Annotated in this window: 11 protein-coding genes; all 11 read right to left on the bottom strand. The window is 75.7% G+C overall.

What is annotated here, in order from left to right; translation table 11 throughout:
* Positions 1–345: 345 nt before the first annotated feature.
* On the bottom strand, positions 346–1,296 hold the full coding sequence (gene lgt, locus ACI790_RS15240; protein ID WP_456570629.1) for a prolipoprotein diacylglyceryl transferase: 951 nt from the start codon (positions 1,294–1,296) through the stop codon (positions 346–348).
* On the bottom strand, positions 1,293–2,087 hold the full coding sequence (gene trpA, locus ACI790_RS15235) for a tryptophan synthase subunit alpha (RefSeq protein ID WP_456570698.1): 795 nt from the start codon (positions 2,085–2,087) through the stop codon (positions 1,293–1,295). The genes lgt and trpA overlap by 4 nt, the downstream gene beginning before the upstream one ends.
* Before the next feature lie 2 nt (positions 2,088–2,089).
* Positions 2,090–3,439: a tryptophan synthase subunit beta gene (gene trpB, locus ACI790_RS15230; RefSeq protein ID WP_456570628.1), complete on the bottom strand. Its 1,350-nt coding sequence runs from the start codon at positions 3,437–3,439 to the stop codon at positions 2,090–2,092.
* Positions 3,440–3,491: 52 nt separating this feature from the next.
* Positions 3,492–4,301, bottom strand: coding sequence for an indole-3-glycerol phosphate synthase TrpC (gene trpC, locus ACI790_RS15225; RefSeq protein ID WP_456570627.1), 810 nt, complete (start codon positions 4,299–4,301; stop codon positions 3,492–3,494).
* A gap of 151 nt (positions 4,302–4,452) precedes the next feature.
* Positions 4,453–5,100, bottom strand: coding sequence for a Trp biosynthesis-associated membrane protein (locus ACI790_RS15220; RefSeq protein ID WP_456570626.1), 648 nt, complete (start codon positions 5,098–5,100; stop codon positions 4,453–4,455).
* On the bottom strand, positions 5,097–6,620 hold the full coding sequence (locus ACI790_RS15215; protein ID WP_456570625.1) for an anthranilate synthase component I: 1,524 nt from the start codon (positions 6,618–6,620) through the stop codon (positions 5,097–5,099). Before ACI790_RS15215 ends, ACI790_RS15220 begins: the two co-directional genes overlap by 4 nt.
* Complete coding sequence (gene hisI / locus ACI790_RS15210; protein ID WP_456570624.1) at positions 6,617–6,994, bottom strand: phosphoribosyl-AMP cyclohydrolase; 378 nt, start codon at positions 6,992–6,994, stop codon at positions 6,617–6,619. Before hisI ends, ACI790_RS15215 begins: the two co-directional genes overlap by 4 nt.
* Before the next feature lie 26 nt (positions 6,995–7,020).
* Positions 7,021–7,719: a hypothetical protein gene (locus tag ACI790_RS15205; protein ID WP_456570623.1), complete on the bottom strand. Its 699-nt coding sequence runs from the start codon at positions 7,717–7,719 to the stop codon at positions 7,021–7,023.
* A 34-nt stretch (positions 7,720–7,753) separates the two neighbouring features.
* Complete coding sequence (locus ACI790_RS15200; protein ID WP_456570622.1) at positions 7,754–9,424, bottom strand: FAD-binding dehydrogenase; 1,671 nt, start codon at positions 9,422–9,424, stop codon at positions 7,754–7,756.
* A 157-nt stretch (positions 9,425–9,581) separates the two neighbouring features.
* A complete protein-coding gene (locus tag ACI790_RS15195; RefSeq protein WP_456570621.1) occupies positions 9,582–11,405 on the bottom strand; it encodes an ABC transporter ATP-binding protein in 1,824 nt (607 codons plus the stop codon).
* The gene (locus ACI790_RS15190; protein ID WP_456570620.1) at positions 11,402–13,177 is read right to left on the bottom strand and encodes an ABC transporter ATP-binding protein; all 1,776 of its coding nucleotides are present in this window, start codon (positions 13,175–13,177) and stop codon (positions 11,402–11,404) included. Before ACI790_RS15190 ends, ACI790_RS15195 begins: the two co-directional genes overlap by 4 nt.
* Between the last annotated feature and the right edge of the window lie 86 nt (positions 13,178–13,263).

Below are 13,263 nucleotides of genomic sequence, written 5' to 3'. Positions count from 1 at the left end.
TCCCGTCGTCGGCGCACCGTCGTGCCCTCGGGCGAGGGTGGACGGGGGCTGGTGCCCGGGCCGGAGGTCAAGGGCGGCGTAGATGGCGGCACGTGCGGAGCGCGATGCCGGCCGGACGCAGGTGCCCCGGCCGTCGTGGCGCGCGAGCCCACCGGTTGGTGCCGGTGGGCCGTCGTCCGCGGGGCAGCGCTGGCCCGGTTCCGACACTACGACCCGGCCAGGATCGCTGGCGAGTCAGCCCGAAGGGTACACAGCCGTAACGCCGCTCTGACACGGCCGAAGCCGATCCGTGACGCGACGGCGCGATATCGGCGAACCCTGGCCGGACCTGCGCGGTTCTGCTCCTCAGGCGGGAGGCGGCGGCTGGTGATCATCCTCACGCACGCGGGCGCCGGGCGCCTCCCGGGAGGCGTCCTGCCCTCGTCCCGGCCCCGCCGGACCGGCCGCCGCCACCTCGTTCCCGCGGGTGACGACCTCCCGCGGCCGGCCGCGCTGCCAGACCAGGTAGGCCACCGCCAGCAGCCCGACGACGATCGAGGTGAACACGTTGATCCGGACGCCGAAGAACGTCTCGGCCGGGTCCGTGCGCAGCAGCTCGATCCACAGCCGGCCGGCGCAGTAGGCGGCGACGTACAGCGCGAAGGCGCGGCCGTGCCCGAGCCGGAAGCGGCGGTCGGCCCAGATGACCAGCGCGGCCGCGGCCAGGTTCCAGAGCAGCTCGTACAGGAACGTCGGGTGGAAGGTGCCCAGCACCACCGGCTCGCCGTCGGCGCCGGTGACCGCCCGACCGCCGCTCCACTCGTAGATCGTCAGCGCCCACGGCAGGTCGGTGGGCGCGCCGTAGAGCTCGTTGTTGAACCAGTTGCCCAGCCGGCCGATCGCCTGGGCGACCAGCAGCCCGGGGGCCAGTGCGTCGGCGAAGGCCGGCAGCGGGATGCCCCGGCGCCGGCAGGCGATCCAGGCCCCCACGCCACCGAGCGCGATCGCGCCCCAGATGCCCAGGCCGCCCTCCCAGATGGCGAAGGCGCGCAGCGGGTCGCCGTCCTCGCCGAAGTACGGCCGCGGGCTGGAGACCACGTGGTAGAGCCGGCCACCGACGATGCCGAAGGGCACCGCCCAGACGGCGATGTCGAGGACGTCCTCGGCGGCGCCGCCCCGGGCCACCCACCGCTTCTGGGTCAGGACGACGGCGGCGACGATCCCGGCGACGATGCACAGCGCGTAGGCGCGGATCGGGAGCGGCCCGAGCTCCCAGACCCCCTGCGTGGGGCTCGGGATCGCGGCGAGCACGCTCATGCGGGCACGCCCGACCGGCGCACGCCCTCGGCCAGGTCGGCGGTGAGCGCGCGGACGCCGTCGGTGCCGCGGCCCTCCAGCAGCTCCCGCACGTACGCGGAGCCGACGATGACCCCGTCGGCGAAGGCGGCGAGCTCCGCGGCCTGGGCGCCGTTCGAGACACCGAGCCCCACGCAGAGCGCGATGTCCGGGCGCGCCTCCCGGGTGCGGGTCACCAGTGTCTGGGCCGCGTCGCTCACGGTGGCACGGGTGCCGGTCACGCCCATGGTCGAGGCGACGTACACGAAGCCCCGGCTCGCCGCGGTCGTCCAGCGCAGCCGCGCGTCGGTCGACGAGGGGGCGACGAGGAAGACCCGGTCGAGGTCGGCACGCTCCGCGGCGGCGATCCACTCGCCGGCCTCCTCGGGGACGAGGTCCGGGGTGATCAGCCCCGCTCCCCCGGCCGCGGCGAGGTCGGTGGCGAACCGCTCGACGCCGTAGCGCTCGACCGGGTTCCAGTAGGTCATGACCACCGGCACGGCGCCGGCTTCGGCCACCGCGCGCACGGCGCGCAGCACGTCGCGCAGTCCGACGCCCGCCCGCACGGCGACGTCGACGGCCTCCTGGATGACCGGCCCGTCCATGCCCGGGTCGCTGTAGGGGACGCCGATCTCGATGACGTCGGCCCCGGCCTCGACGGCGGCCACCATGGCCTCGATCGAGCCCTCGACGTCGGGATAGCCCACGGGCAGGTAGGCGATCAGCGCCGCCCGCCCCTCGGCCCGAGCGGCGGTGATGCGGTCGGCGAGCATGCTCACAGTTCTTCTCCTGCGTCGGGTCCGGCGACCACCTCGTCGTTGCTGACCGCGCCCTCGGTGGGCTGCTGGTCGGTGTCGAGCCCCGGACCGGGGTCGACCTCCTCGCGGTCGCCCAGCCCGAACCACCGCGAGGCCGTCTCGACGTCCTTGTCGCCCCGGCCGGAGAGGTTCACCAGCAGCAGCGCATCGGGGCCGACCTCCTGCCCGAGCCTCATCACCCCGGCGAGGGCGTGCGCGGACTCGATCGCCGGGATGATGCCCTCGGTCCGGCAGAGCAGGGCGAAGGCCTCCATGGCCTCGGCGTCGGTGATCGGGCGGTACTCGGCCCGGCCGATGTCGTGCAGGTAGGAGTGCTCCGGGCCGACGCCCGGGTAGTCCAGGCCGGCGCTGATCGAGTGCGACTCGACGGTCTGGCCGTTGTCGTCCTGCAGCAGGTACGAGCGGGCGCCGTGCAGCACGCCGGGGGTGCCCCCGGTGATGGTGGCCGCGTGCCGGCCGGTGTCCACGCCGTCGCCGCCGGCCTCCAGGCCGATCAGCCGGACGCCGTCGTCGGGGACGAAGGCCGTGAAGATGCCGATGGCGTTCGACCCCCCGCCGACGCAGGCCAGGACGGCGTCGGGCAGCCGGCCCTCCCGCTCGAGCACCTGCGCGCGGGCCTCGTCGCCGATGACCCGCTGGAAGTCGCGGACCATGGCCGGGAACGGGTGCGGGCCGGCAACGGTGCCGAAGACGTAGTTGGTGGTCTCCACGTTGGTCACCCAGTCGCGGAAGGCCTCGTTGATGGCGTCCTTGAGGGTGCGCGAGCCGGTGGTGACGGGGACGACCTCGGCGCCGAGCAGCCGCATGCGGGCGACGTTCAGCGCCTGGCGCCGGGTGTCCTCCTCGCCCATGTAGACGGTGCAGGACAGCCCCATGAGCGCCGCGGCGGTCGCCGTCGCCACGCCGTGCTGGCCGGCGCCGGTCTCGGCGATGACCCGCGTCTTGCCGATGCGCTTGGTCAGCAGCGCCTGGCCCAGCACGTTGTTGATCTTGTGCGAGCCGGTGTGGTTGAGATCCTCGCGCTTGAGCAGCACCCGGGCGCCCCCGCAGTGCTCGGCGAACTTCGGCACCTCGGTGACCGGGCTGGGCCGGCCGGTGTAGTCCCGCTGCAGGCGGGCGAACTCGGCGAGGAACGCCGGGTCGACGCGCATGGCCTCGTAGGCCTCGGTCAGCTCGTCGAGCGCCGCGATCAGCGCCTCCGGGACGAACCGGCCGCCGAAGATCCCGAAGTGCCCCGTCCGGTCGGGCCAGCCCGGGCGCGCCGGGAGGGAGAGATCTCCGGGCTGCGGGGGGCTGGTCGTCGTCATGCGTCCAGTGTCCCGCGCCCGGCGGTGCGACCGGCGGAGGGGTGGCCCGGCCTCAGCGGGTGGTGCGCGGGGTGGCCGGGTGGGCGCCGGCGGTGACCAGGTCGGCGACCGCCTGGCGAGGGTCGCCGGCGGTGACCAGGCCCTCCCCCACGAGGACGGCGTCGGCCCCGGCGCCGGCGTAGCTGATCAGGTCGTGCGGGCCGCGGACACCGGACTCGGCGACCTTGACGACCTCGGACGGCAGGCCCGGTGCGATCTTCTCGAAGGTCGAGCGGTCGACCTGCAGCGTGGTCAGGTCGCGGGCGTTCACGCCGATGACCGACGCCCCGGCCTCCATCGCGCGGTCGGCCTCGGCCTCGGTGTGCACCTCGACCAGGGCCGTCATGCCGAGGGACTCGACGCGCTCGAGCAGGCCGGTGAGCACGTTCTGCTCCAGCGCCGCCACGATCAGCAGGACGACGTCGGCGCCGTGCGCCCGCGCCTCGTGCACCTGGTAGCTGCTGACGATGAAGTCCTTGCACAGCACCGGGACGTCGACGACGGCGCGGACGGCGGCCAGGTCGGCGTGCGAGCCCCCGAAGCGGCGCCGCTCCGTCAGCACGGAGATGACCCGCGCCCCGCCGGCGGCGTACTGCTGGGCCAGCCGCGCGGGGTCGGCGATGTCGGCCAGATCGCCCTTGCTCGGGCTGCGGCGCTTGACCTCGGCGATGACGCCCACCCCGGGGGCCTTGAGGGCCGCCAGCGCGTCGAGCGCCGGCCGGGCCGCCTGCGCGGCGGCCTTCACCTCGTCCAGCGGCGTGGCCGCCTCGCGGACGGCGAGGTCGGCACGGACACCGGCGACGATCTCGTCGAGCACGTTCACGGCGTGGCCGCAGCCTCGGCCGAGGTCAGGTGGTTGCGCATCGGCGCCACTGCCTCCTACGTCGATCCCGGGCGGATGGGTGGACCCACTCTAGAGGCGGGCCGGACGCCTCCCGGCCCGGGGGGAGCCGGGGCGGCTCCGGCCGGTTCCGCTATGCGGCGGGCCCGGTCCGGGGCGCCGGCGGCGGCTCGGTCGGGTCCTCGCCCCGGTCGAGCGCCTTCCACGCGTCGTCGGCGCGCTCCTCGGTGGACCGGGCCGGCGCCGTCCCGGGGGTGCGCTCGTAGCGCCGGCCCATCGCCGGCCAGGAGCCGCCGCGCAGCGCGGCCAGGAGGCCGGCGGCGACCGCCAGCACGCCGGCGACGACCGCGAGCACCGGCCAGGCCGCCGACACGTCGACGGTCGTGCCGGTCACGCTGGTGCCGCCCACGCCGGGCAGGTCCGCGGCGGCATCGGCCACCCCGCCGGTGAGGACCCGGATGCCCGACCACAGCAGGGCGCCGCCGGCGGCCGCCATCAGCAGGCCGACGACCGCCCGGCCCGCGCCGCGCACGGCCAGCAGCGCCACCGCGGCGGCCAGGAGGACCAGGCCGGCGGCGGTGACCAGCGGTGCGGCGTCGCCGCCGGTCAGCGTTCCCGACACCGGGGGCAGCGGCGCCCGGCGCTCGGCGGTCACGTCGGCCCAGCGCTGACCCGCGGCCGACAGCGCCAGCGCGCCGGCCAGGACCGCGCCCGCGACGACGGACGCGAGCTCCCGCCGGGCCCGGCCGGCGGGGGCCGCCGCCCCCTCGGGCGCCGTCACCCGGCCCCCGCGGACAACTCCCGCAGCCCCTCCGCGGTCGCGATCGCCGACAGCACCGCGCGGGCCTTGTGCCGGGTCTCGGCCTCCTCGGTCGCGGCGTCGCTGTCGGCCACGACGCCGGCGCCGGCCTGCACGTAGGCGCGCCCCTGGTGCAGGACGGCGGTGCGGATGGCGATCGCCATGTCCATGTCACCGCTGGCGTCGACGTAGCCGACGGTGCCCGCGTACAGCGCCCGCCGGGTCGGCTCGAGGGTCTCGATGATCGTCATCGCGCTGGGCTTGGGCGCCCCGGAGACGGTGCCCGCCGGGAACGTGGCGTCGAAGACGTCCAGGGCGTCGCAGCCGGCGGTGACCTCGCCGACGACCGTGGAGACCAGGTGCATGACGTGGCTGTAGTGCTCGACGCGCATGAAGTCGGGCACCTCCACGCTGCCGGGGACGCAGACCCGCCCCAGGTCGTTGCGTGCGAGGTCGACGAGCATGACGTGCTCGGCCCGCTCCTTGGGGTCGGCCAGCAGCCCCTCGGCCAGGCGCACGTCCTCCTCGGGCGTCGCGCCGCGCGGCCGGGTGCCGGCGGGCGGGTGCACGACCGCCGAGGAGCCGGTCACCGTCACCAGCGCCTCCGGCGACGAGCCGACGACGTCGAACGGGGACTCCCGCCCGGCGAAGCGCAGCAGGTACATGTAGGGCGAGGGGTTGGTCGCCCGGAGCACCCGGTACAGGTCCAGGGCGTCGACGTCGGTCGTGACCTCGAACCGCTGCGCCAGCACCACCTGGAAGGCGTCGCCGGCCCGGATGTGCTCGCGCACCCGCTCCACACCGTCCTGGAACACCCCGGGCGCCAGGTTGCTGCGCACCGCCGGCGACACGTCCGCGGGCTCGAACACGGCGACCGCCGGGGCGGCCGGCCGCACGAGCGCGGCGGCCATCTCGTCCAGCCGGGCGACGGCGTCGTCGTACCCGCCCGCTCCCCCGCCGGCGCCCCGCAGGGCGTTGGCGATGAGCAGCACCGAGCCGTCGCTGTGGTCCAGCACTGCCAGGTCGGTGACCAGCATCATCGCCAGCTCCGGCATGCCCAGGTCGTCGACGCTGGTCTCCGGCAGCCGCTCCAGGCGGCGCACCACGTCGTAGCCGAGGTAGCCGACCAGGCCACCGGTCAGCGGGGGGAGCCCGGGCGTGCGGGGGGACCGCAGCCGGCGCGCCAGGACGCGGACGGCCTCCAGCGGGTCGCCCGGGAGGTCGTCGGTGAGCCCGGGAACCTGCTCCCCCAGCCACTGGGTGCGGCCGTCACGCTCGGTGAGCACGCCCGCGCTGCGGACGCCCACGAAGCTGTACCGCGCCCACCGCTTGCCCTGCTCGGCCGACTCCAGGAGCACCGTGCCGGGCCGGTTGCCGGCCAGCTTCCGGTAGATCCCCACGGCGGTCTCGCCGTCGGCCAGCAGCCGCCGGGTGACCGGGACGACCGCCGCGACCAGCGCCACGAACTCCTCCCGCGAGGGCGAGGTGACGCCGAACGTCACGACCGGGCCCCCTGCACGGCGGGCAGCTCCCGGTGGAAGCAGCTGCGCTCGCCGGTGTGGCAGGCGGCTCCCTCCTGGTCGACGAGCACCAGCAGCGCGTCCCCGTCGCAGTCGACCCGGACGTCGCGCACCCACTGCCGGTGGCCCGAGGTCTCGCCCTTCACCCAGTACTCCTGCCGGCTGCGCGACCAGTACGTGGCCCGGCCGGAGGTCAGGGTGCGGCGCAGCGCCTCGTCGTCCATCCAGGCCAGCATGAGCACCTCGAGGGTGTCGTGCTGCTGGACGACGGCGGCGACCAGCCCGCCGGGATCGCGGCGCAGCAGCGCGGCGACCTCGGGGGCCAGCGCCGGAGGAGGTGGCTTCCTGGCGGACATGCCCGCCAGTGTGCCGTGCGCGCAGGTCAGCCCTGCGGGCCGGTGAACCAGTACCGCCCGCCGCCGAACAGCACCAGGCCGAGCGCGACCAGCGGAGCGGCGGCGAAGAAGAAGCTGAACGCCGCCACCACCCCGCCGAGGTCCTGGCCGGCGGCGGCCGGGCCGAGCAGGTCCCCCAGCTGGGCCCACCAGTACACGGTCAGCGCCAGCTGCGCGCCGTGCGCGGCCAGCAGGACCAGCCAGGCGACCCGGGTGCGCCGGACCAGGGCCAGGATGCCGGCGCCCACCAGCAGCGCCACCGACACCAGCTGCACGATCGACAGCACGCCGCCCTCGCGGGCGAACTCGTAGGCCTGGGTGGGCGCGGCGGTCGGGCTCTCCTCGATCGCGAGCTCCGCGAGGGAGGCGAAGAACCACACGTACAGCGAGGCGATGAGCACCAGCAGCGCCTGGACGAAGGTCAGCACCGCCGCCCCGATGACCTGGCCGGGCCGGCGGTCCGGCCGGGGCCCACCCGGGTACGGCCCGCCCGGGTACGGCGCACCGGGATAGGGAGCCGGGTAGCCGTAGGACGGCGGCGGACCGTAGCCCCAGGGCGGCGGCGGACCGTACGGTGGCGGCGCCCCGTAGCCGTGGGGCGGGGCGGTGGGCGGCGGCCCGGTGTAGGCCGGTCCCTGCTCCGTCGGCGTCGCCGGGTCCGACCAGGGATCGCGCGGTGCGCTCACCGTGTCACCCGGCCGCTCCCGCGGAACTCCCCGCTCACAGCGCGGCCGCGAGGGCCCGGCCCGCGACCCGGCCGGAGAACAGGCAGCCGCCGAGGAAGGTGCCCTCCAGCGACCGGTAGCCGTGCACGCCGCCGCCGCCGAAGCCGGCGACCTCACCGGCGGCGTACAACCCCGGGAACACCTCGCCGCCGGGGCGCAGCACGCGGCCGGACAGGTCGGTCTCCAGGCCCCCGAGGCTCTTGCGGGTGATGAGGTTGAGCCGGACGGCGATCAGCGGGCCGGCCTCGGGGTCGAGGATGCGGTGCGGCGGGGCGACCCGGATGAGCTTGTCGCCGAGGTAGCTGCGCGCGCCCCGGATGGCGGTGACCTGCAGGTCCTTGGTGAACGGGTGGGCGATCTCCCGGTCGCGGGCCACGATCTCCCGCTCAACCTGGGCGAGGTCGAGCTCCGGCGCGCCCCCGGTGATGCGGTTCATCCCGGCGACGAGCTCGGGCAGGGTGCGGGCGACGACGAAGTCCTCGCCCTTGTCCAGGAACGCCTGGACCGGCGCGGACACCCCGGCCTTGACCCGGTTGAGCAGGAGCTTGACGTCCTTGCCGGTGAGGTCGGGGTTCTGCTCGGAGCCCGAGAGCGCGAACTCCTTCTCCACGATCTTCTGGGTGGCCACGAACCAGGTGTGCTCGTGACCGGTCTGCCCGATGTGGGCGAGCGTGCCGAGGGTGTCGAAACCGGGGAACAGCGGCACGGGCAGCCGCTGCCCGGTGGCGTCCAGCCACATCGACGACGGGCCGGGCAGGATGCGGATGCCGTGCAGGGCCCACACCGGCGAGTGGTTGGCGATGCCCTCGGTGTAGTGCCACATCCGGTCGCCGTTGACCATGCTGGCACCCGCGGCCACGGTGGCCTGCTGCATGAGCCCGTCGACGTGCGCCGGGACGCCGGAGAGCAGCCGCCGCGGCGCGGGCCCCAGCCGGGCCGGCCAGTTCTCGCGGACCAGGTCGTGGTTGCCGCCGATCCCCCCTGAGGTGACGACGACGGCCTGCGCGGCGAACTCGAACTCCCCGACCTCGTTGCGGGAGCTCGCCTCGCCGCGGGCGGCGTCGCTCGACTCGAGGACGGCGCCGCGCACGCCGGTCACGGCCCCGTCGGTGACCACCAGCTCCGACACCCGGTGCCGGAAGCGCAGCTGCACCAGCCCGGCCTCGGCCGCGGCGCGGACCCGGCGCTCGAACGGGGCGACGATCCCCGGTCCGGTGCCCCACACGATGTGGAACCGCGGCACCGAGTTGCCGTGCCCGGTGGCGGTGTAGCCGCCGCGCTCGGCCCAGCCGACGACCGGGAAGAACCCGATGCCCTGCTCCTTGAGCCAGGCCCGCTTCTCCCCGGCGGCGAACTGCAGGTAGGCCTCGGCCCACTGCCGCGGCCAGTGGTCGCTGTCGCGGTCGAAGCCGGCGGTGCCGAACCAGTCCTGCCGGGCGAGCTCCAGCGAGTCGTGCACCCGCAGCCGGCGCTGCTCCGGCGAGTCGACGAGGAATAGCCCGCCGAAGGACCACCACGCCTGCCCGCCCAGGGACGCCTCGGGCTCCTGGTCGACCAGGATCACCCGCTTGCCGGCGTCGGCCAGCTCGGCGGTGGCGACCAGGCCGGCCAGCCCGCCCCCCACCACGACGACGTCGGCCTCGAAGCTGTCGGTGCGCACGCTCACACCGGCGACGCTAGCGGGCACGCCCGGCGCCGCGCGTCCCCCCTGACGGGCGAGTTGCCGAGCGCGGCCACCCCGGTCAGGCCGGGCCCGAGCAGGAGCAGGGCCGGCCACGCCGCCCCGCTGCCGGCGCGGCACCGCCGGACGGCCGACCGCCCGGTCAGGCGACGGGCTCGGGCTCGCCCGCCGACGAGCGGCGCCAGGAGGCGTGCAGCCGGGCGTAGGGGCCGTCGGCGTCCACCAGCTCCGCGTGCGTGCCGCGCTGCACGACGTGGCCGGCGTCGACCACCAGCACCTCGTCGGCCCGCTCGGCGGTCGAGAGCCGGTGCGCGATCGTCAGCGTGGTGCGGCCGGCGGTCAGCGTGTCCAGGGCCCGGGTCAGCCGCTGCTCGGTGGCGGGGTCGACGGCGCTGGTCGCCTCGTCGAGCACCAGCAGGTCGGGGTCGGCGACGTAGGCCCGCGCGACGGCGACCAGCTGCCGCTCGCCGGCCGACAGCGACTCCCCGCGCTGGCCGACCGCGGTGGCGACGCCGTCGGGCAGCCCGGCGAGCCAGCCGCCGAGGCCGAGGTCGTCGAACGCGGCCACGACGTCGGCGTCGGTCATGCCGGGCCGGCCGTAGCGGACGTTGGCGGCGACGGTCGCGTCGAACAGGAAGCCGTCCTGCGGCACCATCACCACCCGCGCGCGCAGCGAGGCGAACGCGACGTCGGCCAGCGGCACCCACCCGCCCGCATCCGAGCCGAGCAGCACCCGGCCGGCGACCGGGTCCATGAGCCGGGTGACCAGCTTGGCGAAGGTCGTCTTCCCCGAGCCGGTCTCCCCCACGATCGCCACCCGCGTGCGCGGCGCGATGGTGAGGTCGACGTCGTCCAGCGCGGCCCGCGCGCCCGGCGCGTAGCGGAAGGTGACGGCGTCGAAGCGGACGCCGAGCGGCCCCTCCGGCAGCGTGCGCACCCGGTCGGGGGTGGCGACGGCGGGGTCGCGCACGTCGGGCTCGGTGTCCACCACGTCGAGCACCCGCCGGAAGCCGGCGACGGCGTTCTGCGCCTCGTTGAGCACCTCGCTGGCGGTCTGCACGGGGGCGACGAAGAGGGTGACCAGGAAGAGGAACGCCACGAGGGTCCCGGCGGTGATGTCCCCGGCCAGGCCGAGCAGCACCCCGACGACGACCACGGCGGCGTTGGCCAGCGCCGCGACGAACTCGCCGCTGACGAACACGGCGGCGGTCACCTTCTGCGCGTCCACCTGGGCGCGGTAGTGCCGGTCGATGGCGGCGTCCAGCCGGGCGGCGGTGCGGCCGCGCACGCCGTAGGCGCGCACGGTGGGCGCCCCGACCACCGACTCGGCGACCGCGGCGAGCACGTCGCCGACGCGCTCCCGGACCACGCCGTAGACCCGCACGAGCCGCTGGGCGAACCAGCGGACGGCGAACACCAGCGGCACGAAGCAGACCAGCACCAGCACGGTCAGCTGCCAGGAGTAGACGGCCATGACCACGGTGGCCACGAGCAGCTGGCCCACGCTGACCAGGCCCAGGACGCCGCCCCACTGCATGAACACCGACAGCTGGTCGACGTCGCTGGTCACCCGGGAGACCAGCGAGCCGCGGCGCTCGCCCTGCTGGTGCAGCACCGACAGGTCGTGCACGTGCCGGAAGGCGCGGGCGCGCAGGTTGGCCAGCGCCGTCTCCGTCGTCCGGAACAGCCGGACGTTCATCCGGTAGACCGCCACCGCGGTGAGCACCACGACCACCGCGCAGCCCGCGATCAGCCAGGTGACCACCTCCAGGTCGGCGCCGTCCGGGGCGGCCAGCCCGCGGTCGATGACCTGCTGGACGGCGACGGGCACGACCACCCGGCCCGCGGTGGCGACCAGGGCCAGGGCGAAGGTGACCGGCAGCCCGCGCCGGAACTCCGGCATCATCCGCAGCCCGCGGCGGAGGGTGGCCAGCGCGCCCTCGGTGCGCTGCGTCGGCTCGGTCACGCGGGCACCTCGGCCTGGGAGTAGGCGCGCACGAGGGCGGCGTAGCCGGGCACCTGGGCGAGCAGCTCGTCGTGGGTGCCCCGGGCGACGGCGCGCCCGTCGGCCAGCCAGACCACCTCGTCGGCGAGCGCGATCGTCGCCTGCCGGTAGGCCACGACCACGACCGTCGTCGGCGTCTCGCTGCCGCGCAGGGCGTCGAGGATGCGGGCCTCCACGGCGGGGTCCACCGCGCTCGTGGCGTCGTCCAGCACCAGCAGCCGGGGACGGCGGACCACGGCACGTGCCAGGGCCAGCCGCTGCCGCTGACCGCCGGACAGCGAGGCGCCCCGCTCCCCCACGCGGGTGTCCAGGCCCTCGGGCAGCGCGGCGACGAACTCGTCGGCGGCGGCCACGCGCAGTGCCGTCCACACCTCGTCGTCGGAGAACGGGGCTCCGAGGGTGACGTTGCCGCGGACGGTGTCGTCGAAGAGGAACGCGCTCTGGGCGACGAACGCCGCCTGGCCGCTCAGCTCCCCCTCGCGCAGCCGGCGGAGGTCGACGCCGTCGAGCAGCACGCCGCCGTCGGCGGGGTCGACCAGGCGGACCAGGAGGCCGGCCAGGGTCGACTTGCCCGAGCCGGTGGGCCCGACCACGGCCACGGTGCGCCCGGCGGGGATGTCGAAGGTGACCTCCCGCAGGGTCGGGCGGGACCCCCCGTCGAAGGTGAAGCCGACGTCGCGCACGCCGATCCCGGCACCACCCGGGGCGGCGACGGCGGAGTCGGTCCCGTAGGGCGTCTCCCCCGTCGCCTCGAGCACCGGGGTGACCCGGTCGAAGCCGGCCAGCGCCCGCGGCAGGTCGGCCAGCACCCAGCCGATCGCGCGGATCGGCAGCGCGAGCAGGGTGAACAGGTACGCGATGGAGACCAGGTCGCCGGCGTCGGTGGCGCCGTCGGCGACCCGGCCGGCGCCGATCAGCAGGACGGCGAGCGTGCCCAGGTTGGGCAGCGCCTCCATCAGCGGGTCGAACAGCCCGCGCACCCGGCCGACGGCGATCAGCCCGTCGCGCAGCTCCTCGGCCCGCGCGGTGAAGCGCCCGGTCTCGGTGTCCTCGCGGCCGAGCGTCTTCACGACGAGGGCGGCGTCGAAGCTCTCGTGCGCGATCTCGCTGACCTCGGCCCGCAGCTGCTGCGCCCGCTGCATCCGGGGGCTCATCACCTGCGAGTAGACGACGTTGGCGGCGAAGACCAGCGGGAAGACGACCAGGCCGACGAGGGCGAGCAGCGGGTCGGTGAGCACCAGCGCCACGCTGGTGATCGCGATCATCACCAGCGCGCCGCAGGCGAACGGCAGCGGCGCGACGAAGAACCAGGCCGACTCGACGTCGGAGTTGGCGTTGGAGAGCAGCTGCCCGGTCGGGTGCCGCTGGTGCCAGGACAGCGGGAGCCGGAGGTACTGGCCGGTGACGCGGCGGCGGTACTCCGCCTGCAGCCGGTAGCTCATGACACCGGCGAACAGCCGGCGGCCGAGGATGCCGACGATCTTCAGCAGGGCGACGCCGACGATGGCGACGGCGGCGAGGGTGAGCGCGGCCGCGGTGGTGGCGCCCTCGTCGAAGGCGGGCAGCAGCACCCGGTCGGTGATCTCGCCGATGACGTACGCGCTGGCCACCGTCATCGCCCCGTAGAGGCTGCTGGCCAGGAACGCCAGGGTGAACATGCGCGGCTGCTCGCGGACGGCCCGGCCGATGTGGCGGAGCCCGCGGCGCACGACGGCGTCTCGGCGGCGGGACACGGAGCTCCTCGGGGTTCGTAGCTGCGACCAGCATGCCACGCGGTCGTTAGGAGGGCTAAGCGATCGCGCCCGGTCCGCCCAGGCCG

The sequence above is a fragment of the Blastococcus sp. SYSU DS0539 genome, assembly GCF_054050855.1.
The sequence above is the reverse complement of the archived record's forward strand: the minus strand, read 5'-3'. Positions and strand labels throughout refer to the sequence as shown.

What these genes read in the sequence shown, in the direction of transcription:
- lgt (WP_456570629.1), bottom strand. Translation starts at nt 1,296, where the DNA reads ATGAGCGTGCTCGCCGCGATCCCGAGCCCCACGCAGGGGGTCTGGGAG.
- trpA (WP_456570698.1), bottom strand. Translation starts at nt 2,087, where the DNA reads ATGCTCGCCGACCGCATCACCGCCGCTCGGGCCGAGGGGCGGGCGGCG.
- trpB (WP_456570628.1), bottom strand. Translation starts at nt 3,439, where the DNA reads ATGACGACGACCAGCCCCCCGCAGCCCGGAGATCTCTCCCTCCCGGCG.
- hisI (WP_456570624.1), bottom strand. Translation starts at nt 6,994, where the DNA reads ATGTCCGCCAGGAAGCCACCTCCTCCGGCGCTGGCCCCCGAGGTCGCC.